At 39.2% G+C, this 25,507-nt stretch carries 17 protein-coding genes; all 17 read right to left on the bottom strand.

The features are described from left to right. Positions 1-53: 53 nt before the first annotated feature. The 17 genes from I6G50_RS07195 to rpe all read right to left on the bottom strand — a co-directional run bounded on the left by I6G50_RS07195 (position 54) and on the right by rpe (position 25,502). Entirely contained in the window at positions 54-1,490 is a 1,437-nt protein-coding gene (locus tag I6G50_RS07195; RefSeq protein WP_197908365.1) for a glycoside hydrolase family 1 protein, read from the bottom strand. A 1-nt stretch (position 1,491) separates the two neighbouring features. After that, entirely contained in the window at positions 1,492-2,937 is a 1,446-nt protein-coding gene (locus I6G50_RS07200; protein ID WP_197908366.1) for a glycoside hydrolase family 1 protein, read from the bottom strand. Positions 2,938-2,952: 15 nt separating this feature from the next. Next, positions 2,953-4,875 carry a beta-glucoside-specific PTS transporter subunit IIABC gene (locus tag I6G50_RS07205; RefSeq protein ID WP_197908367.1) on the bottom strand — a complete coding sequence of 641 codons (1,923 nt, stop codon included), beginning with the start codon at positions 4,873-4,875 and terminating at the stop codon, positions 2,953-2,955. A gap of 77 nt (positions 4,876-4,952) precedes the next feature. Beyond that, positions 4,953-5,792 (bottom strand): BglG family transcription antiterminator LicT, encoded by an 840-nt coding sequence (licT, locus tag I6G50_RS07210; RefSeq protein WP_197908368.1) that lies wholly within the window; start codon positions 5,790-5,792, stop codon positions 4,953-4,955. A 189-nt stretch (positions 5,793-5,981) separates the two neighbouring features. Further along, positions 5,982-6,506, bottom strand: coding sequence for a YcjF family protein (locus tag I6G50_RS07215; RefSeq protein ID WP_232252343.1), 525 nt, complete (start codon positions 6,504-6,506; stop codon positions 5,982-5,984). Between the two features lie 382 nt (positions 6,507-6,888). Continuing rightward, positions 6,889-7,785 (bottom strand): class II fructose-bisphosphate aldolase, encoded by an 897-nt coding sequence (locus tag I6G50_RS07220; RefSeq protein ID WP_004259571.1) that lies wholly within the window; start codon positions 7,783-7,785, stop codon positions 6,889-6,891. 157 nt (positions 7,786-7,942) lie between these two features. Continuing rightward, positions 7,943-9,883: a threonine--tRNA ligase gene (gene thrS / locus I6G50_RS07225; RefSeq protein WP_004259574.1), complete on the bottom strand. Its 1,941-nt coding sequence runs from the start codon at positions 9,881-9,883 to the stop codon at positions 7,943-7,945. A gap of 368 nt (positions 9,884-10,251) precedes the next feature. Beyond that, positions 10,252-11,199, bottom strand: coding sequence for a ferrochelatase (hemH, locus tag I6G50_RS07230; RefSeq protein WP_197908369.1), 948 nt, complete (start codon positions 11,197-11,199; stop codon positions 10,252-10,254). Positions 11,200-11,430: 231 nt separating this feature from the next. Then, positions 11,431-18,207: an LPXTG cell wall anchor domain-containing protein gene (locus I6G50_RS07235; protein WP_197908370.1), complete on the bottom strand. Its 6,777-nt coding sequence runs from the start codon at positions 18,205-18,207 to the stop codon at positions 11,431-11,433. 324 nt (positions 18,208-18,531) lie between these two features. Further along, positions 18,532-18,849, bottom strand: coding sequence for an ATP cone domain-containing protein (locus tag I6G50_RS07240; RefSeq protein WP_197908371.1), 318 nt, complete (start codon positions 18,847-18,849; stop codon positions 18,532-18,534). Positions 18,850-19,036: 187 nt separating this feature from the next. Further along, complete coding sequence (locus tag I6G50_RS07245; RefSeq protein WP_081168582.1) at positions 19,037-19,645, bottom strand: nitroreductase family protein; 609 nt, start codon at positions 19,643-19,645, stop codon at positions 19,037-19,039. A 164-nt stretch (positions 19,646-19,809) separates the two neighbouring features. After that, positions 19,810-20,439 (bottom strand): uracil phosphoribosyltransferase, encoded by a 630-nt coding sequence (upp, locus tag I6G50_RS07250; protein ID WP_003133406.1) that lies wholly within the window; start codon positions 20,437-20,439, stop codon positions 19,810-19,812. A 74-nt stretch (positions 20,440-20,513) separates the two neighbouring features. Then, complete coding sequence (locus I6G50_RS07255) at positions 20,514-21,641, bottom strand: cation:proton antiporter (RefSeq protein WP_004259610.1); 1,128 nt, start codon at positions 21,639-21,641, stop codon at positions 20,514-20,516. An 89-nt stretch (positions 21,642-21,730) separates the two neighbouring features. Next, positions 21,731-22,600: an aldose 1-epimerase family protein gene (locus tag I6G50_RS07260; protein WP_197908372.1), complete on the bottom strand. Its 870-nt coding sequence runs from the start codon at positions 22,598-22,600 to the stop codon at positions 21,731-21,733. Between the two features lie 13 nt (positions 22,601-22,613). Beyond that, on the bottom strand, positions 22,614-23,558 hold the full coding sequence (locus tag I6G50_RS07265) for a 3'-5' exoribonuclease YhaM family protein (RefSeq protein ID WP_004259616.1): 945 nt from the start codon (positions 23,556-23,558) through the stop codon (positions 22,614-22,616). Between the two features lies 1 nt (position 23,559). Further along, the gene (gene rmuC, locus I6G50_RS07270) at positions 23,560-24,846 is read right to left on the bottom strand and encodes a DNA recombination protein RmuC (RefSeq protein WP_197908373.1); all 1,287 of its coding nucleotides are present in this window, start codon (positions 24,844-24,846) and stop codon (positions 23,560-23,562) included. After that, the gene (rpe, locus tag I6G50_RS07275) at positions 24,843-25,502 is read right to left on the bottom strand and encodes a ribulose-phosphate 3-epimerase (RefSeq protein ID WP_197908374.1); all 660 of its coding nucleotides are present in this window, start codon (positions 25,500-25,502) and stop codon (positions 24,843-24,845) included. Before rpe ends, rmuC begins: the two co-directional genes overlap by 4 nt. Positions 25,503-25,507 lie beyond the last annotated feature (5 nt).

The following is a 25,507-nucleotide window of genomic DNA, read 5'->3' on the forward strand; positions in this document are numbered from 1 at the left end:
GTCCAGGAGAGAAAGTTTAATAAAAAACCACTATATTCTAGTGGTTTTTTGGTTTATAAAATCTGTCCGTTTGAAGCAATAACTTTTTTATACCAGTCAAAAGATTTTTTCTTTGAGCGCTTTCCTGTACCTTGTGTGGCATCATCTAAGTCAACATAGATAAAACCATAGCGTTTGCTCATCTCCCCTGTTGATGCAGATACAAGGTCAATACACCCCCAAGGCGTATAGCCCATAAGATCCACGCCATCTTCCACTGCTTCTTCCATAGCAGAAATGTGTCTGCGTAAGTAGTCAATACGATAATCATCCTGAATGCTTCCGTCAGCTTCAACTTTATCAATGGCACCTAGTCCATTTTCTACTATAAAGAGTGGAATCTGATAACGTCCATACAAATCATTTAAAGCATAACGTAAACCATCTGGATCTACAGCCCAACCCCATTCGCTTTCTTCAAGGAATGGATTTTTCACACCGCCAAGGACCATATTACCACTTGCTTCCACTCCTTCTTTTGTTTGGGATTCTACTGATGACATATAGTAACTAAAACCGATATAGTCAACCGTGCCTCTCTTCAACACTTCCAAATCTTCTTTTGTAATGAGTAAATCTTCTTCATTTACATTATATTTTTTATGAAGACGTTTGGTGAAAGCTGGATATTCGCCACGTACTTGGACATCATTACAAAAATAGTTGAATTCTTGAATACTTTGTTGCGCTGCCATTTGATTTATAGGATTCGCATCAAAAGCATAGGTTGTAGAGTAAATGCTCATACATCCAATCTGTAAGTCTTTGTTTAAGGAATGGCCAAATTCAACTGCTTGGGCACTAGCAACGAATTGGTTGTGCCATGCTTGAAAGATATTTTTCTTATCATTTCCGCCGTTTGAGGGAACTAGGCCTTGACTGAGTGCAGCAAAGAAGGTTGCGGAGTTGATTTCGTTAAAGGTCATCCAGTATTTTACTTTGTCTTGATAACGTTCCAATAACACTTTGGCATAGCGGACATAAAACTCAATCAAGTCTCGATTTTTCCAGCCTCCGTATTCTTTTGCAAGATGCAACGGCATTTCATAGTGAGAAATTGTCAGAACAGGTTCAATATCATATTTTAAGCACTCATCAATCAACTGATCATAAAATTGTAACCCTGCTTCATTAGGCGTTAGTTCATCTCCTTTAGGAAATATACGCGACCATGCTACCGAAAAACGGTAAGCTTTAAAACCCATCTCTGCAAATAAGGCGATATCTTCTTTGAAATGATGATAATGATCAATACCTTTATGGTTAGGATAAACAAACTTATCCTCATCGATTGTCCAATCAAAAGATTCTGAATTTAAGATGGAGAGGCGCTCTTTGCCTCCTGGCATAGCATCAGCAACTGAGAGGCCTTTGCCATCAACATCGTAAGCCCCTTCCAGTTGATTTGCTGCAGTTGCTCCACCCCATAAAAAATCTTGCTTAAAAGTCATTTTATTTCTCCTTTAAAATATTTTCTGCATTTGAACGAATTACTTCTTTATACCAATCAAATGATTTTTTCTTTGAACGTTTCAGTGTTCCTTCTCCGTCATTATCCATATCTACATAAATAAAACCATATCTCTTGCGCATCTCACCAGTTCCAGCAGAAACTAAGTCAATACAGCCCCAAGGTGTATAACCGAGTAAGTCGACACCTGACTCAACCGCACGATTCATAGCTTTTATATGTTGCTCAAAGTATTCGATGCGATAATCATCATTAATCGTGCCATCTTCTTCCACTTTATCTTCCATTCCTAAGCCATTTTCAACTACAAACAAAGGAACTTCATATCGATCATACAAATCAGTCAAAGTATATTCAAGGCCAATAGGATCAATCTGCCAACCATACTCGCTGGCTTCTAAATAAGGATTTGCGGCTCCCCCCATGAGATTTCCCATAGAAGGTTCTGCCCCTTCTTGTGTGGTCACACAAAGCGTCATATAATAGCTGAATGTATACATATCCACTGTTCCTTCTTGCAACAGCTCAGCATCCCCAGTTTCTTTTTTAATTTCAATCTTTTTATTCTTCAGATATGTTTTTATTAATGGGGGATATTTGCCTTTGACCTGTACATCACCCACAAACTTATTCACAAGTAAATCATATTCTTTCGTTTGAAGGATGTCTGCAGGATTGGGTGATAAAGGATACATTGTCAAGTGGGCAATCATACAACCAATCTGAAATTCCGGGTTAATCTTGTGACCTTCAATCACTGCCTTTGCACTTGCCAGAAAAGTATGATGTAAAGCCTGAAATCTCTTTGTCTCATCTTCAGGTATAGCATTGAGAGGAAACGAACCATGCGGATGAAGCCCTAGAACAGTAAGTTCCCCGTGGGGCATTGTGCCAAAATTTAACTCATTGAAGGTAATCCAATATTTGACCTTATCTTTATATCGTTCAAAACAAGTTGTGGCATAATTCACATAGAAATCGATTGTCTCTCTACTTAAAAATCCATCATATTTCTCCATTAACCCTAATGGAATTTCGAAGTGACTGAGCGTGACTAAAGGCTCAATGCCATGTTTGATACATTCATCAAAGACTTTGTCATAAAAGAGCAAACCTTCTTCATTTGGTTCTTTTTCATCTCCCTGTGGAAAAATACGTGACCAGTTAATACTTAGTCTGAATACTTTGAATCCCATTTCCGCAAACAAAGCAATATCTTCTTTATAATGATGATAAAAATCAATAGCACGATGTGAAGGATAATAGGTATTTTCTTCAAGAGTTGGTGTAAAAAGTCGTTCTTTGGTGCGTCCTCCCACAGTTTTCATATCTGCAACAGACAGCCCTTTTCCTCCGACATTATAAGCACCTTCCGCTTGATTAGCAGCGATTGCACCACCCCATAAAAAGTCTTTTTTAAAGCTCATTTTTCTCTCCTCTACTTATATTGGCTGAACTGTCAAATTACTGACATTTTCGACAAGACCTGTGAGTAGTTCCTCACCTTTATGAAGAAAGACTTTTTCTGTAGGAACGATATCAATAAAGTCGCTTGTATTTGTCACAATAATTGGTACCTGGGTGCTATAGCCTGCTTCTTCAATTGCGGCGATATCAAATTTAAGAAGTAAGTCACCTTTTTTGATATTTTGCCCTTGTGTAATAAAGGCTTCGAAGTTTTCTCCCTCTAACTGCACAGTATCAATACCTACATGGATAAGGACTTCTGTCCCTTGATCCGATATTAAACCTATAGCATGTTTAGTTGGGAAAACAGTCATTACTTTGCCATCGAAGGGTGCATACACTTCCCCTACAGTTGGCTCAATCACTACACCTTTCCCCATTACTCCCGCAGCAAAGGCTGGATCTTTTGCTTCTGCAAGTGGAAGGACTTTTCCTTCTAAAGGTGTACTAATATGTTCTTCATTAGCTCTTTTTGAGACAGTAGCGTTTAAGTCATGAGTTGATTTTTCTGTTTTTTCAGGAACTTCATCTTCAAATCCAAGCATCCATGTGAGCACGAATCCGGCAACAACACCAATTGCTGCCAAAATCATCATCTTAACAGCACCAGAAATATCACCTTCTAGACTGATATTCGTAGTAAAACTAAATACACCAAGTCCACCCATAGTGTAACCTTGGATACCCATCGCCATCGCGACTGCCCCGAGTATACCGCTCACTGCACATGAAGCCCAAAATGGACGTTTTTTAGGAAGGGTTATACCATAAATAGCAGGTTCTGTAACCCCAAACCATCCTGAAATGAAAGCTGGAATGGCTAATTCTCTCAAACGTTTGTCTTTAGTTTTCAGCATGGCTGCTCCCACAGCACCTGTTTGTGCAAAGGAAGCACAGCTTGCTGCTATCAATAATGAAGTCGGTTCCCCTTGTGCGAGAGAGATGATTGCAAAAGGTACAATCGCCCAGTGTAAGCCAAACATAACCAAAACTTGCCATGAAAAACCTAATACGAGTCCGAATATTATTGGACTAAAGCCTTGAAGAGCAATAAGTCCTTTTCCTAAGCCATCAGAAGCGATATTCATTACGGGTCCAATGATGAGAAAGCCTAGCGGAATTGATATTAAAGCCGTAAAAAATGGCGTTAAGAAAAGTTTCACCACATCCGGGATAACTTTTTTTAGTTGCTTTTCAAGAAAAGCAGCAAAAGCTGTAATCGCAATGATCGGCATTACTGATGACCCATAACCTGCAGGGGGAACTGAGAAGGGGATGCCAAAGAAATTCAAGCCACCACTTTCAGCGAATGTTTTCGTAATTGCACCATCTACAAAACCGGGATAAACCAAAGCTGCGGCTATCATCATTCCCACAAAAGGTGAACCATTGAACTTTTTCATAGCCGTATAACCAATAAAGATAGGCAAGAATAAAAACAAGCCATCTCCCATTGAGTTAAGCAAGGCATAAGTCGAAGATGCCTGGAAACTTGCACCAAGTGCAAAGGACAGAATTGCATTAAGTCCCTTGATCATACCAGCTGCAGCTAAAGGAGCGAGAATTGGTTGGAAAATCCCAGAAATCATTTCAACAAATTGATCAAAAAGAGTGACTTTGCTCTTTGTCTGTGAAGAGTTCTGTTCCAGCTTTCCAATAACTCCATCCACATCGGCTCTAACATCTGGCACATGGTTGCCAATAACAACTTGATATTGACCACCTGCTTGCATCACTGTCACAATGCCATCTGTCTTCTTCAATACGTCTGTATTTGCGAGTGTTTCATCCTTTAGCTTAAAACGCAGTCGCGTAATACAGTTTGTTAGTGAGAGAATATTTTCTTTCCCTCCCACATTTGCTACAATGTCTTTTGCAAGAGCTTCATATTTGCCCATCACAAACCTCCAAATAATATATTTTTTAGAGGTTTCGCCAACTTAATGTCACGATCCATTTGTTACCAAAGTTAAGATTATTGGACTTTCTCCAATATTCGTGCAAGATGCACGGTCATATAAATCTGTTCGCTTTCTGATACTTCGTAATCTCGTGTTTTCTTTAAAAACTCAGAAACCTTTCGTGTACCTAGAAAAGCACTGGGATACTTACGCATAATAAGGGCGAAAAGTTCCTTATCATTTTCTTCCACTCGGACACTTCCAGATAAAATCCTCTCAGTAAAGAACTTTAAGTGGGTAATAAAGCGCTGGAAGTAGATATCTTGCTCATCAAAAGTTATTTTCAGCGTGTACTTCAAAGTCGTCAGTATTTCTTCCATAAGTTTGGTCAGCTGCATCGCATACTCATGTCCAGCGCCCAAAGTACCATTGACGATATGCATTGTCAAGAAACCTGCTTCGTCCTCGGGCAGTTCAACATTGTACTGCTCTTTTACTTTTTTCAATGCTTTTAGACATATTTTGAACTCTTCTGGGAAAAAACGCTTTATATCCCAGAGCAGAAAATTTTTAACTGAGATATTTTCTTCTGTCCTTAAAAGGGCCGCATGAAGATGATCGGCAAAAGCAACAAGAGTTGTATCTGAGATTTCTTTGTCAAACTTCGTCTTAACCTCAGCCAAGGTTAACATTGACAACTCAATAATTTTACTTGGAATCTCATTTAATATTTCAGAAAAGCTCTGAATATCCGAAGTCACTTTTAAGCCAAATACTTTTTCAATTTTATCTACTTCAACAGCTTGACCCGTTTTCTTTGAAAATCCGATACCCAGACCCATAAGAATGATTTCTTCATTTCTGCTGTTGATTGCTATAACTACATTATTGTTTAGGATCTTTCTGATTTCCACAATTCACCCCATATTCCACAAAAATAGACCTTATCTCCCTATGTAAAAATAGAGTATGATAAGGTCTAGCTTAACTTAATAATCACTATCCGTTTTTATGAAACCGCTTTTATATTAGTATACTTTATTATTAATTTATTGTCAAGAAAAAATTTAAAAAAAAAACTGCTAAAATTAGCAAGTTCTTTTTTATTTCTTATGCTTCATAAGATCTTTTAGAGTTCCTGTAACTAAACTTTCGATCTTTTCAGTATCTTTTGTAAAGTCAATTCCTTTTTCTAACGAGGCTGCCGCACTCCAACCAACAGCTTCTGTAATCGCTGCAGCAATTGAAGCATTCACTACATTTCCCACACCAGGAATCAAACTAGAGAGAGACCTCCCAATGTAAGGGATAAGTGTTACCCTAATAAAATTGACTACAAATTTGTCACTGAATTTTACATCATATATTTTATAAATATTTCGCAACATCTTCAGCTGAATAGGTACCAAAATTAAGGCATCCGCGATAGGAAGCGGCAATGCACCTACTCCCGCAGCTGTAAGTGAAGCGCCATGGATAGTTCTATGTACCTTATGCGCTTTTTCCTTGCTAATGGTTTTCTCAACAGTTTCAGGTATTTTAAATTGTGAGTTGTCTGTAACTGCTCCACTCTTACGTTTTTTATTTAACTTCAATCCTTTTGTTGAAAATTTTGCTATTTCTACCATATTTTCTCCTTTTATCCTCATATTCTCTTTTGCTATGCGCTGGAGTTAAGTAAACTTAGACCGATTTTCATACTCAATGAGATAATATTAACTTCGGCTACCTTGACAGACCAACATTTGCTGATAAAGTATGCTGCTCTACAAGGATTTTTTACTACTCCTTTAAGTTTACCATTTTATCTCTCCATTTTTAATCTTATTGACTTCATTTTTTCTCACTATTTCCTAAGTTCTTATTCTAAGGGCATTTAAAATTATTATCAGTTTAGAAAATAAAAAATGCCTGCCAAAAATGGCAGACATTTATTTAATCATGTTTTAAAAGCGAATTATGCTGTGTTTCGAACAATTTTAAAGAAATTGTTCTGGGCATAATCAGAGATTAAGCTTTGTTTGCTGAACCGAAAACGTCGATACGTTCTTCAACTGATGCAGTGATTGCGTCGAAACCAGGTTTCAAGAATTTACGTGGGTCGAAGAGTTTTTTCTTCATGTATTCAGCTTCGTTAGCGTTAAATTCAACGACGAATTCACGAGTTGCTTTTGCAAATGCAAGTTGGCATTCTGTGTTTACGTTGATTTTAGCTACACCGTTAGCGATAGCTTCGCGGATTTGTTCGTCAGGGATACCTGAACCACCGTGCAATACGATAGGAACATTTTTGCCCATAGCTTCAACAAGAGCTTCGTTCAATTTAGTCAAGTGATCGATGTGGAGACCTTTCCAGTTTTCTGGGTAAGGACCGTGGATATTACCGATACCAGCTGCAAGGAAGTCAACGCCAAGTTTAGCCATAGCTACTGCATCTTCGATAGGAGCAAGTTCGCCTTCACCAACGATACCGTCTTCTTCACCACCGATAGAACCAACTTCACACTCAACTGAGATACCTTTAGCGTGAGCTTTTGCGATAACTTCTTCAGCAAGTTTAAGGTTTTCTTCGATTGGAAGGTGTGAACCGTCGAACATCAATGAAGAGTAACCCACTTCGATACATTCCAAAGCATCATCAAAGTGACCGTGGTCAAGGTGAATAGCTACTGGTACAGTGATACCCATTGATTCTACAAGAGTTTCAATAAGGAGTTTACACATTTTGTAACCACCCATGTATTTAGCAGCACCCATTGAAGTTTGGATAAGTACTGGAGTCTTTTTAGCTTCTGCTGCGCGCAAGATAGCTTGAGTCCATTCAAGGTTGTTTGTGTTAAAACCACCGATAGCGTAACCATTGTCACGAGCGGCTTGTACGAATTTTTCTGCTGAAACGATTGCCATTTCAAATTCCTCCGAATATTTTCTATTACTGTCTTAGTATAGCATTTTGTGAACTATTTTTCTAGTTATAAGTCGTGAATGCGCTTGTATTCTGGATTTTTTAGAAAACAAGACTTCTTCTAGCTAAATAATAAAAAGAGAGTTTCCTCTCTTTTTATTATTTACTACGGCTGTAGTTTGCAACATCTGCTTGGATGTTTTCGATAAATTGGTCAAGGCTGATTACTTCAGTATCAGTAGAACCATAACGACGGATGTTCACAGTACCATCTGCCATTTCTTGGTCACCCACAACAATTTGGTAAGGAACTTTGCGAGTTTGGGCTTGACGAATCTTATAACCCATTTTTTCATTCGTTTCATCAACGACGATACGCAAACCTTTTTCTTGCAAACGTTTTTTGATTTCCCATGCGTAGTCTGCGTGGATTTCATTGTTTACTGGAATGATGATGGCTTGTGTAGGGGCCAACCAAGTTGGGAATGCACCTTTATAAAGTTCGATCAAGTAAGCTGTAAAGCGTTCCAATGTTGAGATTACGCCACGGTGAATCATGACTGGACGGTGTTTTTCGCCATCGGCACCCACATAAGTAATATCGAAGTTTTCAGGGTTAAGGAAGTCCAATTGGATAGTTGAAAGTGTTTCTTCATTACCCAAAGCAGTTTTCACTTGAATATCCAATTTTGGTCCATAGAAAGCTGCTTCACCTTCTGCTTCAACGTAATCAAGATTCATATTATCCATGGTTGCTTTAAGCATACGTTGTGACTTTTCCCACATTGCATCATCTGGGAAGTATTTTTCTGTGTCTTCTGGATCACGATATGACAGACGGAAACTGTAATCATCGATACCAAAATCATGATACATCTCCATAATCAATTCAAGAATCTTACCAAATTCTTCTTGGATTTGATCTGGTGTAACAAATGTATGACCATCATTCAACTGCATCACACGTACACGTTGAAGTCCTGAAAGTGCTCCTGATTTTTCATAACGGTGCATTGTTCCGAATTCCGCGATACGGATAGGCAATTCACGGTAACTGTGTACATGGTGTTTGTAAATTGCGATATGTGATGGACAGTTCATTGGGCGGAGTTCCATTTGCTCACCATCACCCATATCCATTGGTGGGAACATATCTTCATGATAATGTTGCCAGTGACCGGATTGTTTATAAACATCTAAGTTCATCAAGTTCGGTGTATTAACATGTAAGTAACCCGCAGCGATTTCACGGTCTTCCACAAAACGTTGGATGGTACGACGAATAGTTGCACCATCTGGAAGCCAGTAAGCTGTACCAGCACCCAAAGAAGCTTCATTGAAGAAGAGATCTAATTCGCGTCCTAGTTTACGGTGGTCACGTTCTTTAGCTTCTTCACGCATTCTAAGGTTTTCTTCTAGGTCTTCTTTGTTAAACCAAGCTGTACCGTAAACACGTTGCATCATGGCATTATCACTGTTTCCACGCCAGTAAGCACCTGCTACATTGAGCAATTTAAAGAATTTGATAAAGCCTGTTGATGGGACGTGTGGGCCACGGCAAAGGTCAGTGTATTCGCCTTGGCTATAAATAGTCAAGCCCCCTTCATCTTCATTGTGTTCTTCAATAAGCTCAAGTTTATAAGGATCGCCAGCAAAGATTTCTTTAGCTTCTTCTTTAGTTACCTCTTTACGAATTGATGGGAAGTTTTCTTTTGAAATACGGCGCATTTCTTCTTCGATTTTTTCCAAATCATCATTTGAGATTTGACCCTCTTCGTTATCAGTATCGTAGTAGAAACCATTTTCGATAGCTGGACCTACACCAAGATGGATATTTGGGAAGTGACGACGAGCAGCTTGTGCAAAAAGGTGAGCTGCAGAGTGACGAAGAAGTCCAAAAGCATCTTCATGATCAGGTGTCACGATTTCAAAGTCTGCATCTTCTTTGATTGGACGGGTCACGTCAATAAGTTTGCCGTTGACTTTACCAGCCAAGGCTTTTTTAGCCAAACCAGGCGAGATTGATTTCGCGATTTCAAGGGTTGAGATGCCTGCCTCAAATTCTTTGACAGCACCATCGGGGAAAGTGATTTTTATCATATAAGCCTCCAATTTTTTTGTTAACGTAGTTTAGTATTGCAGAGATGAGTTTTAGGAAAATAAAAAAACGCAGTTTTGCTTCCTCATAAAAGGACGCAAACTGCGTGTTACCACCTTAGTTAATTTTAGGGTTTACAAAAAACCTTTAAAATTTTCTCATCTTTGACGTAACGTGTCAGCGACGCTCCCTGTTCTCAGGAAGAATTTTTCGAGTGGTATCTTTAGCAATTACAATACGAGTTTACACCAGCCACTCGCTCTCTTGGAAAGAATTGGTTAAAGACTTGTCTCTATTCACCATTTTAGGTCTTTATTTATCTTTTGTCAAGTCTTTTTTGTAAATTATTTGATTTTTTTGAAAAGAATATTTATTTTCGCTCTACTCTTTCTTTTACAAGCTCTGCAAAAGCCATTTCATCATTGAAAGGTGAAAGATAGATATATTTTTCGCCACCATTTTCCAGGAAATATGTTTTATTTTCTTCTTCAAGTTCTTCAATGGTTTCAAGACAATCTACTACAAAACCTGGCGCCAGAATCAGTATTTTTTTAATACCTTGTGAGGGTAGCTTTTTCAAAGTATCATCTGTGGCTGGCGTTAGCCACTCTGCTGGACCAAACTTGGACTGATATGTCTGGTAATGTGGAACGTCTCCTATCTGTTTCATAATTAATCGTGTCGTTTCTGTGCACTCTTCTGGATAAGCATCCCCATCCTTTACATAGGAAAGGGGAATACCATGATAGGAGAAAACAATAGCCTCAAGATCGCCCTCTTTATCTAAAGCTTCTTTAATCTTATCAGCAAAATATTTAATATAAAGCGGTTCTTTATAAAAAGAACGGATAAAGTTAAGGTCAACGATATGATCTTTTTTCATGAAATAGTTCATTACACTGTCAAATACAGAACCTACCGTAGTGCCAGAATATTGTGGGTACATGGGGAGTACAGTCAGATCCTCAACACCTTTGGCTAGCAATTGATCCAAACTTGTCTCAATACTTGGTGCGCTATAAGACATCCCTATAGCCACTTCCATCTCTGGGCAGAGAGCTTTAAGGTTTTTCTCCTGTGCTAAAGTATAAGTCAGAAGAGGAAATTCTCCATCTTTAACAATTTTTTCGTAAAGCTTCGCTGACTTTTTAGGGCGCGTGTTGAGTATAACCCCATTTAAGAGGGGTTGCCATAGAAGCGGATGCGTTTTAATCACGCGCCTATCCGACAGAAATTTTCTTAGGTACTTTCTTAGTGCTTTGGGCGATGTACTTTCAGGGGTACCAAGATTAACTAAGAGAATGCCTCTTTTTTTCATTATATATGTCTCCTGTATTATCTAAGATTTAGCGGACAATACTCTCATCCTCTTTTCTATTTTACCTAAATTTCACACGTTATTCATTCATATTCAGAAAAAAGTTTGATTCTACCGCCAATATTGGCACACAGTAAATCCTATTGTTTATTTTTAGTATTCTCATCAAAAAAACGAGAAAATACACAAAATTTCTCGTTTCCAAGGCTGTTTTTTAGATTAGAATAAATTTTAATCCTTTTTATTTTTTTTACGCAAGATAGCTGCACTTGCCAGTGCGACGAGACCCGTAATTCCTAGTCCTAAACCTAGCATAGTACCTGTACTTGGTAATTCTGCCCTAGTTCCTTGGGCTTCGCTTCTCTCTGTTCTATCTTCTTCGTCCCTGATTTCATCTTCCGGCTGAATATAATTATCCTCTGAGGTATCATTATTTCCCGGATCATTTGTTTCTCCTGAACCATTAGTATCTGGGCGTTCACCTTCTTCCTCTGTTCCACCGTTTTCAGGTTCACGCGGGGTTTCTTCTCGGGTGACTACAGAAGTTCCAACAATAATCTCTCCCTCATAACGATTATGATGGTCGGCTTGGCGGGCAAACAGGAAGTACTCCGTGCTTGGCAACAATCCTGTAAAGAGAGTTGAAGTCTGCCAGGCATCATCACTTAAATCCTCTGGTCTTTCTGACCTTGAAACCGCATATTCGATAAGATAAGGGCCTGGATCAAAGGTTGCAGCTTCAGCAAGTGAACTTTCCGACTCACGAAGTGCTGTATCAGCTTCCTTGAGAGTAAAAGGTTCAAAGATGATCGGCATATTTTCTAAGAAGTTTCGGTGCATCATGATGTGAGAGTTGAAGAGCTCAATCTCCGTTTCCCCAACATGCGCTGCTTGAGGTTTAGTCACGGGGAAGCCCTCCGCTTTGGTAATACGCCCAATCGTTTCAACATCATCACCAAAGACATACTCGTAGTTACGGTTGAGATTGCCTTGTTCGTCGCGTAATTCGACAAAAACATCTGCCCTATCAATAACATTGCCTTGACTATCCACAAAGACTAACTCGTCTTCAGAAACGTGCGGCTGACCATTGGCTAAACGTGAGAGTTGTTCCACAAAGCTTATCGTTAAGTAATAATCCCCAATAACATCCATAGGTTGTCCCGTGTCCATGTTTATCCATTTCTCAGAATCCGTGAAACCAGCCTCGCTACCGTACTCATAAGACTTCTCCGCTGGCGTAAAGTAGCTGTCATAGTTGAAGACACGCTCCGCAATTTTTCGCCCGTTAAATCCAAGTCGAATAGGATCAATAATCTGGCTTTCAAATAATGGATTGACACGTTGTACAGGTCGAGGAACGAAAGATGAGAGTACTTCATTTAAGGGAAGAAGCGAGTCTAAGGTACTGAGGAGTGTAGGCTGTAGCCAATAGTTTCCTGAATATCTTCCTGAGATACCCCAGTCGTCTGTCCCCGAGGCATGAACTGGCATAGCAATAACATTTCCAGCCTCATCATAGCGTACATCGGCAGTATCAAAGTGGGCTTGGCCAGTCTGAATATTTACCCCTGCATCTGGATTATTAATTTCTGGGAGATCAATAGCAAAAATAGGCAATGTAGGTGGAACATCAATTACCGCCTCTTTCGTACCATCATAGTGACGTCTTGCAACCTGACCTTTGGTCCAGCGGATGGTCAGAGGGCTGATATGCCCCGTTATCAATTCACTACGCATCCATTCTTTAAGTTCACCGTGCAGACTTACATTTTGAGAGTCTAAATAGAAGCCATCTATGTTTACCTGCTTATCCGTACCTGCATGACGATCCGCAAAGGATATAACGTAGTTTTCACTAAATAAGATGGGTATATTCTCCCCTGTGGTCACAAGCTCAATCCAAAGTTCTGGGAAGATTTTAATCGTCTTTCCATCATTATCCAGACCCTCTGGAACTAACCAGTCCGTTTTACCATTATAAACATGATGAATCACCCGATTACCTTCAAAGGCGATCTCTAAGTTGTGAACATCCTCTTTATTAAGTTCCCATGGAGTAATCCGACCCGTAAAGAGTAGGCGTTCAATCTCACGTATATGATTATCAGAAAGCTCAATACCGGTATGAGTTAAGCCGCTGATATTTGTAATAACTTCTTTATCTGCAACATTGTTATTATCATAGGCGACATCTTTATCTAAGAAATTAACCGTAAGTTCTTCTAGTTGTTCTAGTGAGAGCATGATAACTTGATCTTGTGCGTTACGTAGAGAAAACTCTGGCTGGCTCTTTACATCTTCTACTAAGTCAATCTGAGAGGTACCATTATATTGCCGTTCAATATAGCCTGACTGAATGTAAAGAATATTAGCTTTCATGTCATTAGGATTTTCTGGCATTGGTTTTACATCTATGACTGAAACTTGTGTGATGCTGGCTGCCTCAAAACTCGGTTGAGGTAAAATACCGGCTTGGTACCCTTCAAAAATATAATTTGATAGGGGATGGCTAGAGCCGTCAGTAGTCGACCAACTCCAGTATCCGTCAGATACTACTGGAATGTCAATTCCTACATCTTTTTGAGTAAATCTTGCCCCTCCCTGAGTTATAGTGAACCTCTCCTGATCACGCGCCACAATGGCCTTTTCAAAATCATTATCTGGTCGTCTTAAGTCTGGTAAGACAAGGATTTGGTATATATCATAAGTGTCGTCCCATTCCTTGTTAGCCACTCGACCTTCAGTCCATTCGATATGACGGGGGATGATTTGCGCATCACGATATTCTAGAATTGCAGTCTCAATTTGTCCTTGAATATCAGCAATATCTTCAGGATAGAAAAGCTCTGATTTGACGTCAAGCGTAATAGAGTCAAATTCGAGTTGATAAGTACCAGCGTTTGGATTTGCAAACCGTAACCCTTCCACATGATAAGGTAAAATGAGAATCAACCCACCTTCAAGTTGAATATGAGCCATGAAGAGATTATCCATGATATCTACCTGACCATCATATTCTCGGCCACTGGCACTAAAGTTTTCATCCAAATCTGCCTTATTAAAGGCTGTTGGGAAGATGGAAGCATGCGCATTATTAAGCTGGGGAACAATATAGTTATCTTGATGTCTGCTCTCATCAAATAAGACTTCTAACCCCACTGCTTCATGCCAGTTAAATTCATAAGTTCCAGGAAGAACATCATCAAAAGTAAGATTCTCTAAAAGGTTTGAGTTATAAGCAAGCGTTACATGATTGTCTAATATCTCATGCTCGGGTCCTTTCGGAACTAAGTGTGGTAAAACAATATTATCGGTGTTAATACTAGTTGTACCATTGTATGGGCGTGAAGGGATTGTTCCATTTTCCCAGCTCAGGATACGAGGTTCTATTTGGGCTGCAAAGAGGCTCGTAAAGTCAAAATTATCGGCTAATACTTGGTTAGGGCCAAGTAAGGTATTGAGTTGCTCGCCTACCCAGTCGGAATTTTCTACAATGAGAGAGGTCGCTCCCAGTACATTTGGCGAATTATACCTAAGTTGCCAGTTTGTAATATCCAAATTATCTGTGAACAAACGAGGTAGAGTAAAGACTTGAGCTTCGGAGAAGCTCACAGTGTTATCAAATCGTTTGGTCACAAATCCCGACTGCGCACCAGCTACATCTTCCCATAGTTCTATCTTCTTAGCAGTGATTTCCCACTCAATATCAGGAGAATTTACTAAACGATAGTTAGTATGATAGTACCCTTCTATGCTCCACCCTGATAAGGCCGAAACTGCTGTACCTACATCAAGGTTGTTATTATGCACAAAGTCGCCCACAACTGCCCTTACTCTACCTGTCGATTTCTCCGAGTTCAACAAGTTTTGCTTAGCCCCAAGAATTGTACTTAGCACTGGCACATCGAACTCCTGTCTTTCGGGCACTATCCTCATCCCTGTATACGTCCTACTGTCATTTTGTAAAGCGCCACCGACAAAATGCACATCTAGCGGATGAATAGTTGCATCAGCAAACCTTGGCTTCACAAGCTCTGTATAGAAGAAATCTGGCATATCAAAAGCGGACTGACCAAAAAGTGTTTGTGGTAACTCAAAGCCAATGCTTTCTGCATCAGGGTGAGGGACGATAACATAGTTGCGGGCATATGTCCCACCGCTGATAGTCCAGCCGTCTGTTGCAATGACTGCTTGGGCTGTGATACTTCCCTGAGTATTATGAGCAACATTTTCGGACTGGAAAGCTGCTGAACCATTATTTATTATAAGAGCCTCAACGCCTACTTTATCTAAGTCATGAATTCCGAAATCTCCTTCACTTGCAGGAGTGGAGAAAAGTTGAGGCATATTTCTAATAATAGCGGAAGTATTTCCATCATAATCCTTGTCCTCTACTGTTCCCATTTCCCAAAAAACTTCACGTGGGGTAATTTGACCAAGGAAAAGTAAAGCAACGAGTTTATCTTGTAAGTTTGCAGAGAGTTCAACAGGCTGTACTGTTCCCCCAACGCGTCGCAAACCAATAGTTGTGTTCCCTAAACGTACTGGTATATAGTCGCCTGTGACGTGGCGCTCATCAAAATAAAATTCCGCTTCACTAGAGAAAACAAACTGATAGGCATTTTCATCATCCAAACCATCGATTATGACAGAGATTGGACTCAAACTACCAGTATAAGTTTTCGTCCCATCATATTGACGCGTAATTTTCCCCTTTTCAAAGTTAAGGAGGCCCATATCATTAATATCTAAAACCAAAGGAGAGATAGTGGCAGGATTAAAAGATGGTTCTCCCACAATCGCATAATTAAAGTTCCCTGCGATGTTAAGATCATGGCGGATAATCATACTTTCTTCTTCAAAGTCCAACCCTTCAATCAGCCAGGTCCCTGGTAAACTGTTAGCAAAACGGAGGTGTTCATTTAAATCGCCAAGCTCGACTTCAATAATTTGAGTATCACCATCAATAAAGCCTTCTAAACGTGGGCGGACAATTCCTGACACATCAGTAGTCCCATCATAAATCTTGTTATCGACAAGGCCTGCTGTCCATCTCACAGGTCTAGGCGTAATCTGGGCATCATTAAAGAGCCCGCCATTTTCTGCTAAGGTTTGAATTTTTTCTGTTATTTGAGTCCCATATTGCGCTTTGAATGCCTGCAAGTCTTCTGCGTCAAAAGCATCGCCTTGTCGAGTAGTAAATACTAAGTTCTGATAAACATCTGTATCTACCTCGATTCGATGCGTGCCAACATAAGAGTTGGCAAAACTTAAAGCTTCACGGTTCACAGATAAGACAGCTGTAGCAAAACGGAGTTTCCCTCCATCTACAGAGTTATCTCCCATGATGGCAAATTCAAACGTGTATTGCTCTTGATTATTCTGAGCTCGGACAATATTCGTATTATCAAATTCCTTACTGCTCACTGTTTGGAGTTGACTAAGAAGCGTGGGCGTAAAACCTTCGTCAGCAAGTGTTATCTGTCCCCTATAAAGACCATTCTCCCGACTTGTCGGAATATTTACAGCTGACTGGGCAACAATACGATTAGTCAATAGCTGGACTAAAGCTTCGTCAAGTTCATACGAAAGCGAAAGGGATTCGACAGCTTGAATAACAGCTGCATGGACTTTCTCATGTTGCCTCTCATGTCCATCGAGATGAACAAAAGAAGCCCAAAGTCCTGCGCGATCATAAAGTAAACTCTCCACAGGAAGTTTCACTTCTAGTCCTATAACTTCATGGATATCGCCATTCGCCATTTTAATCTCAAAGTCTAGAGAAAGATGCTCAACGATATGCCCTACCGAGCGAGTACCATCAAAAGGACGAGAAGCTACTTCACCACGATTAATCTTAATATCTTGTAATGCCACAGGAATATTTTCACGTACTTCTCCTTGCTGAAAAAGTCCTGTACTCACGAAGCTCGCTTGTAAGGCAGAAACATCTACTTCGTAGTATTGCCCTACAAGGAGAGCACCTTGCCGATTGAGTTCCTGTTCAATCTCGCTTGCAATCTCAACCCAGTTTACCGTCCCGTAGTTAATCTGTGAGAGACCGGCATGTTCTGTACTTGCAAACTGAATATCTTGTATTTTACGGTTAAAATTAAAAGTGCCTGTAAAGCCTAGCATTGAGAGTTCCAATACGGGCCAATGTCTCACACCAGATTCTAAAACAGAAACATCATCATCCACAAACTTGTAAGCAACACTTCCCTGATGTATATGTTCCTCTGTGAGAACGATGGGCACATGCGGATTAGGTGGCAAGAAGCCGCCTTGAAGGCGGAAAGACCTATCTTGTTGAGGATGCATATCCCCGGCATAAACAGTAATGTCACCAAAGATATCTTCCGTTATTCCCTCCAATACAATCACATAGGTATTATTGCCTTCTCCACTGATTAATCTTACCTCATCCAAAAAATCATTGCCGACCCCTACTTTCAGTTCCATGTCTTTAATCTGACCACCACCTAATCTGCCAATCTCAGCTGGTGGGTTCGCGTTATCAAAACGCATTGTATCAAACCGGATTTCAACACGATTATGTGTGAGCCACCGTACGTTGAGAATCTGCATCCAAGGCCACGTATCTTTTACGCTCCAGTCTCCCGCTACAGGGGCAATTCCCAGATAAGCTCCTTGTTCTGCTTCATTCTCTTTTTCATAACGCGCAAAATCCGTTTCTGAAAAAGTTGGGGCGATAAAGTTTTGGGGTAGAGTAAACGGTGGCGCAACTTCTGATACTTCCTGGATGGAGACTTCTTCCTCTACCGAAATCTCTGGCAGTATAACGTCCGCTATCTCTTGCTCGGAAACTTCCGCCAACTGCTCAATCCCGGGTGTTGCTTCATTATGCCGACCTCTGATAAGCATTGCTACGGGTGCTCCATTAGACATGACGAGTGGAAGCATGGCTGCGACAGTGCCTGCCCTTTTTAGTCGTGCGCGCCGTATCGCCTGTTTTTTTGCTTTAATTACTTTTCTTTCTGCCATATATGGTACAGTCCTCCTTAAAATGAATGGATCTATTGTAATTTTATTGAACGTAATTTTGATAATTTTATGAAATAATTACTTTTATTGTATTAGAAAATAATATCAATAACGTAATATCTCTTAACAACTTCTTATATTACAAATTTTATCAAAAAGAAAAGATATAAAGAAATAATATTACGATAAATTTTAAATTAATGACAAACGCGTGAAATCCCTTTAAAAGAATATAATTTTTTTATAAATACGGCCTAAGAACTAAAAAAACAGATTCTCGGAGAATCTGTTTTTCTTTTATATTTTGATTTTGCTGTTTATTGCTTAATGTTTACGATTGATTTCTTGTTTGACTTTATATTCTAAGAAATCTTTTGCTACTTCTTTATCAAAGTCATTGAGCTGGTTAACAACTTGGTTTTGAATCGTGTCAATTTCAATCTTATCAAAAGGAATTTCTGCAATGACTTTTCCAACAACTTTAGCTACATTGTTTGCTATCATGTTGGCATGCAGTGGTTTGTCTTTATATTTTCCATTAATCGCAGCTTTAAAAACAGCTGTTTGAATACGGAATGAATCCCAATCAACGACACGACCATTACGCTTGATAACTACTTTATTGAGTAATTTTGCTTCCATGTATTCTCCTTTATTAAATGTTCACTCCGTTTAAAGATACTTAGGAATATCCCATGCTTCATTTATAAACAGACAAATCTTTTTTAAAATAACAGCTTATCTAATCTTTACGATTAGCTCTAACTTCTTTAATTATAGCAGATTATAATTTTTCTCACAAAAAAAAGCCCTAGGGCCTTTATTCTTTTTATTTAGCAATAATGAAACGATCATCATCTTCCATGAAAGTTTTTTCGCCAGCTTCTTCTTCAATAGAACCAAATACGAGTTGTCCACGTAATTTCCAGTTTGCTGGAATATTCCATTCTTTAGCAACAGCTTCATCAATAACTGGGTTGTAGTGTTGCAAGTTTGCTCCGACACCAATTTCAGCAAGAGCTGTCCAAGCATTTACTGAAGTGATACCTGAGGCTTGTTCGCTCCATACAGGGAAGTTATCTGCATAAAGGGCAAATTGTTCTTGCAAACCTTTAACGACATCTTGATCTTCAAAGAAGAGAGCAGTACCATACGCAGATTTGAACCCATCAAGTTTAGCTTTTGTGCCTTCCCAAGCTGAGTCTGGAACACCTTGAGCTTTCATTGCTGCTTTCAATTCGTCAGCAACGATTTGACCCCAAAGTTTTTCTTGTGCATCACCTGTAACGATGAGTACACGAGTTGTTTGGCTGTTAAAGGCTGATGGGCTATGTTTTACAGCGTCTTTAATTGTTTCTACAGCTTGATCTCCATCTTTAACATTTTTACCAAGAGCATAGATTGAACGACGATTTTTAAGTGAGTTGATAAATGACATAGTAATGTCTCCTTTTATTTTCTTTTTTTATGTTTACACTTGTAATCTTAACACATCAATTTACGTTTGTAAACTATTTAAGCTCAGAATTTTATTTTTTATTTCAAACTGCTTTTTCTTACAAAAAAACACCTCACAGTAAGGTGTTTTAAAATCTTCACTAATTATTTTGTTCCAAACAAACGATCTCCAGCATCTCCAAGACCTGGAACGATATAACCATGCTCATTAAGATGGTCATCAAGAGCTGCTACGTAGATATCGATATCAGGATGAGCTTCTTGAACTGCTTTAACACCTTCTGGTGCTGCTACAAGACAAACGAATTTAATGTTGTTAGCATTGCGTTTTTTAAGGCTGTCAATTGCAAGAATCGCTGAGCCACCAGTAGCTAACATTGGGTCAACCAAAAAGATTTGACGCTCAGCAATATCTGTTGGAAGTTTTACCAAGTATTCCACAGGTTTAAAAGTTTCTTCATCACGGTACATACCGATATGACCTACACGCGCTGCGGGGATGAGTTTCAAAATACCGTCAACCATACCAATACCCGCACGGAGAATAGGTACAACGGCCAATTTTTTACCTGCAAGTTCTTGCGCAGTCATATGCGCAACAGGTGTATCGATTTCAACATCTTGTACTGGCAAATCACGAGATACTTCATAAGCCATGAGCATACCAATCTCATCTACGAGTTCACGGAACTCTTTTGTTGATACGTCCGCACGACGTAGGATTGAAAGTTTGTGTTGAATAAGTGGATGTTTAACTACTTGACAGTTTGACATAAGGAACCCCTCCATTTTTTATACTTTGACTATTTTATCATTTTTATCGTAATATGTCTGTTATTATTGTCAACTCAGCCTTTTTTCAAAGAGAGTTTAATCAAGAATGGTGCAATAAGCGTACTCAGGATAATCACAATAACCAGTTCAGAATAAATATCGCTATTAATCACCTGGGAAGCAAGACCAATCTGAGCAATAATAAGCGCCATTTCTCCTCGCGAAACCATACCTGTACCCACTAAGGCACTTTCTGATGTCGTAAGTCCTGTTGATTTACCAATAAAATATGCAGGAACAAACTTAGTAAGGACTGCTAAAAGTGTAAAGAAAAGAATCAATAATGGATGCTCAAAGATACTCTCGAAAGTTACTGAAATAGCAATCGAAACGAAGAAAACGGGTATAAAGACAACATAGGCTATCGCAGAGCTGTATTCTTCAATCTTATGTGACACATCAGTTTGACTCAAAGCCAAACCTGCAAAGAAAGATCCAATAACTGCGGACATCCCTGCTGCATCAGCTAAAAGGCTCAAAACCAAGCAAAGGATCAAAGCCGCTGTCGTATTCTTCGCATAGACAGGTAATTTCTCTACAAATTGCCATACCTTCGGTATCAACTTGTGAACAATGACTAAAAAGACTAAAAAGAGAAACTCCATGAAGAACTGTTGAGGGAGATTACCTGAGGAGCTGTTGGTCGAGGTAAAGATTGATAAAGCAAGGACAGCCAAGATATCATCAACGACTGCTGCTCCTAAGATGATAGACCCTGCTTTTGTAGAAAGTTTACCATATTCTTGTAAAACCTCAACGGTAATGGAGACCGAGGTGGCCGCAAAAACTATACCATAAAAAATAGCCGTTGAAAATGCGTAACCCATCAGTGCAGTCACGCCCCAAAAAACGAGTAAGGGTACAACGACTCCAGCTAAAGCGACCAATAAAGCAGGCTTAAAGTTTTTCTTCAGCACACCTAAATCACTCTCTAGCCCTGCCAGAAACATCAGCAAGATTACACCTATTTCAGAGAGAACCTCAATCGTGTGGCCCCCTTGCAACCATCCCAAAGCAGCAGGAGCCAAGACAATACCGATAAGTATTTGACCGACTACTGCTGGGATTTTAATTCTTCTTGCGATTAAAGTCGCGATCAAAGATGCGACCAAAATCAATGTAAGTTGGAAAATATCATTCATATTCTCATTATAACAATTTACAGGTCAATTTTCCTTTGGTTTTTCTCAAAAAAGTAAAAAAAATAGACTAACTGTCCATTTTTTCTTTATTAATTGATTTCAATTACATATTCACAACTGAATTTTTCATTAGCAGGCAGTTGGTTCATCCCAAATTTGTTAGTAAGTTGGCCTGTTGTATCTGCATCATCTGCTATTCCACACCAAGGTTCAATACAAACAAAAGGGGCGTCTGCTGGATAAGGACTCCAAAGACCAAAGAAAGGCATATCCTTCCATGTCACTTTCACACTACGACTATCAATACTATTTGTTAAAGCAACCGACATTTCCTCTGAAGAAGTGTAAACAAGTGCATCTTTAGCAAATAATTCTCGACTAAGAGGTAAGTCACTTACTTCAACTTCTGACTGTTCTTCTCGCTTCAAGGTACCAGTAGGTACATCTAAAGGGATAAATGTACGTTTTCCTGATGGAGATACAGTGAACTTATAGTCTTCGAAACTTCCATTTTTTAGAGGGACATTGAACGCTGGATGGGCACCCACTCCAAAAATCATTGTCTTCTCGTCTTTATTTTCCACTTGATAGCGAACACGAAGTTGGTTATCTGTCAGTTTATAGCCTACTTTAAAGCTAAATTTAAAAGGATACTCAGCAAGTGTCTGAGAATTTGAAGTGATTTCATATACCAGTTCATCAGCTTCTTCTTTTATTAATGTGAACTCACTGTCACGTGCAAAACCATGTCCAGACATTTGATAATTTTTATCTTCATAGCTGTACTGCCCATTTTTTAATTTACCAACAATAGGAAAGAGGACTGGCGCGTGACGTCCCCAAAAAGCAGAATCTGCTTGCCAGAGGTATTCAACTTCATCTTTTTGTACAGAATGTAATTCTGCTCCGAAAGTATCTACTGAAATAACTAATGTATCATTTTTAAGTGTATTTTTCATCATTTCTCGCTATCTAATTATCCAAGGGTTTATAAAAATTACGATTTTCCAAGGCAAAAACACGTTGGCTTGATTGCCCTGGTTCAACATTATTAAGAGCTGTCATCATCATCATCATACTCGCATCCATCATATCAATCTGGTGAATAACTTCTGCTTCCATAATTTTTGGACGTACAGGACTCCCGTACTCTAGCTGACCATGATGGCTTAAGAGAACATGGCGCAACAAGAGTAAATCTTCCTTTTCATCACTGATATCTAATTCAATAGCGGCTTTGCTCACTTCTTCATCAATGAGAACGATGTGCCCTAACAGATTTCCACGTAAAGTATAACTTGTATTTTCAAAACCTGTGAATTCTAAACACTTGGCCATATCGTGTAAAAGAATTCCAGCAAACATCAAAGATTCGTTAAGTTGGGGATAAACTTCACAGACCTTCTCTGCCAGCTGTAGCATTGTCGTAGTATGGTAAGCCAGACCACCTTCAAAGGCATGGTGATTCGTCTTTGCTGCGGGGAACTGATAAAACTCACGGTCAAATTTTTTCAGAATATGGCGAACGACACGATTCCAGGTAGCATTTTCAATACGAAAAACAATACTCTCAACATACTTACGGAGATCTGTTTCATTTACTGGAGCTTTTTCTCGATAATCTGCTGGGTTTGCAGGTTCATTACCTTCTGGCAAACGCAAACTGATCCGATTGACTTGTGGCATCCCATTGTAGAGCTCTTTTAGGGCTTTCATATGGACAACTCTACCAGCTACAAACTGTTTGACTGCTTTAGGATTTGCATCCCAGATATTTCCCGAAATTGTTCCAGTACGGTCTTGAAAAACAATGGCAAGGAAGTCCTTACCTGCTCGTGTCCGTCGGAGTTCGACTGATTTTATCAAGTAAAACCCCTCGAAAAATTCTCCCATAGATAAATTTTTTATCAGAACCATATTAGTCCCCTTCTATTTCTAAAAGCGCAGCACTTGTGTCTTTATCAACGGCATCAATCGTGCGCAATTTACGATTCATGACATTTGTTCTTGTGGTAATCAGTGTATTGATTTCTTTTTCTGATTGTTGCAAGCGTTCATGAACTTTCTTAAGAGAAGTTTCAAACTTGCCAAATTCTGTTTTGACAGCCCCAAGCATTTCATAAACTTCACTCGATTTTTGCTCGATTTGGAGTGTCTTGAATCCCATTTGCAAACTATTCAAAACCGCTGTCATCGTTGTTGGACCAGTAACATTTACTTTATACTCTCGGCTTAATTGTTCATAAAGTTCCGTGTTATTGACTACCTCCATGAAGAGCCCTTCGATTGGTAAAAACATAATCGCAAAGTCTGTGGTTTTTGGTGGCAAGATGTACTTTTCAGCTATCGATTTTGCCTGTAACTTAATCGCCGTAAATAGTGCCTTACGCGAAATTTCAATAGCTACTGTATCATTTGTTTCCAAGGCATCTTGCAGACGTTGGTAGTCTTCAAGCGGAAATTTTGAATCTATCGGTAGTAACACATCACTGCCTGCTACTTTCCCGGGCATAATTACTGCAAAATCAACGGCATTGCGCTCTTGAATATTTACCTGCTCTTGATATTGCGCAGGTGTGAAGATCTGCTCCAAAATGCGTCCCAGTTGTACTTCCCCAATAATACCACGTGTTTTCACACCGGTCATCACTCTTTGGAGACTGTCAACATCACTTGCCAGATTGCGCATCTCGCCCAGACCTTTATCCACAGAAGTGAGGAGATTTGTGACTTGTTCAAAACTTTGTGAAATTCTTTTATTCAGTGTTTCCTGAAGTTTTTCATCCACAGTATTTTGAATTTGACTTAGCTTTTTATCGTTAGAATCTTGTAAATTTTGAAATTTTCTATCAAATTTTTCTGTGATTGCTTCGGTCATTTCCGCTAAATTTTGAGAAATTTTATCTAGCTTTTGTTCATTAGAATTCTGTAAATCTTTGAACTGATGGTCAAATTTGGCATTAATATTTTCTGTTAGATTAGATAAATTCCCATTCATATTATGTGACAAACTTGACACAGTTCCAGAGATTTCTTGGCGATTTTGTCCAAGTTGCTGTGACATTTCTAAACGTAATTCTGTTAGATTTGAAGATAAGTTCTCCACACGTGCATTTAGCTTAGAATTAGAGGCAGGCTTTTTGAAAAAGTTAGCAAGTCCGAGTAGTATGAGCAGAATTAAAAGGATAATGATGACGATACTCATAGTTTATCTCTTAACTTTTGAATATTGGCAGACACATCACCTTTAAAGACAAATGAACCAGCAACAAAAATATTAGCTCCTGCTTCACGTGCTTGTTCAACAGTCTTATCGTCAATACCGCCATCAACTTCTATGTCAAAATTCAAAGACTTAGCTTCACGTAATTTCACAAGCTCACGAATTTTTTCCATTGTTTCAGGAATAAAGGCTTGCCCACCGAAGCCAGGGTTAACGGTCATAACCAAAACCATGTCTACCATGCTCAATACAGGTTCTATAACTGCCACTGGCGTTCCAGGATTAATAACAACGCTTGCTTTCATACCTGCACTCTTGATTTGTTGAAGTGCACCATGAATATGAGAGGTTGCTTCCACATGAATACTCATGATATCTGCACCTGCCTTAGCAAATTCTTCTATATATTTTTCAGGTTTTTCTACCATCATATGTACATCTAAAACGAGTTCTGTCTGTGGACGAAGAGCAGCAACAACACCTGATCCAAAAGTCAAGTTATCTACAAAGTGTCCATCCATAACATCTATATGTACATAATCTGCCCCAGCTGTTTCAATTTTTGCTACTTCAGCAGTAAACGCTCCAAAGTCTGCAGCAAGTATTGATGGTGCGATTTTATTTGTAATTTCGTTCATATTTC

Origin of the sequence: Lactococcus garvieae (genome assembly GCF_016027715.1) — a bacterium.
In the GTDB taxonomy this organism is placed as follows: Bacteria; Bacillota; Bacilli; order Lactobacillales; family Streptococcaceae; genus Lactococcus; species Lactococcus garvieae_A.

Excerpts from the sequence above, each read along its gene's own strand:
- I6G50_RS07265 (WP_004259616.1), bottom strand. The coding sequence starts at position 23,558 with ATGGTTCTGATAAAAAATTTATCTATGGGAGAATTTTTCGAGGGGTTT.
- I6G50_RS07220 (WP_004259571.1), bottom strand. The coding sequence starts at position 7,785 with ATGGCAATCGTTTCAGCAGAAAAATTCGTACAAGCCGCTCGTGACAAT.
- I6G50_RS07260 (WP_197908372.1), bottom strand. The coding sequence starts at position 22,600 with ATGAAAAATACACTTAAAAATGATACATTAGTTATTTCAGTAGATACT.
- upp (WP_003133406.1), bottom strand. The coding sequence starts at position 20,439 with ATGTCAAACTGTCAAGTAGTTAAACATCCACTTATTCAACACAAACTT.
- I6G50_RS07200 (WP_197908366.1), bottom strand. The coding sequence starts at position 2,937 with ATGAGCTTTAAAAAAGACTTTTTATGGGGTGGTGCAATCGCTGCTAAT.
- I6G50_RS07255 (WP_004259610.1), bottom strand. The coding sequence starts at position 21,641 with ATGAATGATATTTTCCAACTTACATTGATTTTGGTCGCATCTTTGATC.
- hemH (WP_197908369.1), bottom strand. The coding sequence starts at position 11,199 with ATGAAAAAAAGAGGCATTCTCTTAGTTAATCTTGGTACCCCTGAAAGT.
- rmuC (WP_197908373.1), bottom strand. The coding sequence starts at position 24,846 with ATGAGTATCGTCATCATTATCCTTTTAATTCTGCTCATACTACTCGGA.
- thrS (WP_004259574.1), bottom strand. The coding sequence starts at position 9,883 with ATGATAAAAATCACTTTCCCCGATGGTGCTGTCAAAGAATTTGAGGCA.
- I6G50_RS07215 (WP_232252343.1), bottom strand. The coding sequence starts at position 6,506 with ATGGTAGAAATAGCAAAATTTTCAACAAAAGGATTGAAGTTAAATAAA.
- I6G50_RS07205 (WP_197908367.1), bottom strand. The coding sequence starts at position 4,875 with ATGGGCAAATATGAAGCTCTTGCAAAAGACATTGTAGCAAATGTGGGA.
- I6G50_RS07235 (WP_197908370.1), bottom strand. The coding sequence starts at position 18,207 with ATGGCAGAAAGAAAAGTAATTAAAGCAAAAAAACAGGCGATACGGCGC.
- I6G50_RS07240 (WP_197908371.1), bottom strand. The coding sequence starts at position 18,849 with ATGGAAGCAAAATTACTCAATAAAGTAGTTATCAAGCGTAATGGTCGT.
- I6G50_RS07245 (WP_081168582.1), bottom strand. The coding sequence starts at position 19,645 with ATGTCATTTATCAACTCACTTAAAAATCGTCGTTCAATCTATGCTCTT.
- I6G50_RS07195 (WP_197908365.1), bottom strand. The coding sequence starts at position 1,490 with ATGACTTTTAAGCAAGATTTTTTATGGGGTGGAGCAACTGCAGCAAAT.
- rpe (WP_197908374.1), bottom strand. The coding sequence starts at position 25,502 with ATGAACGAAATTACAAATAAAATCGCACCATCAATACTTGCTGCAGAC.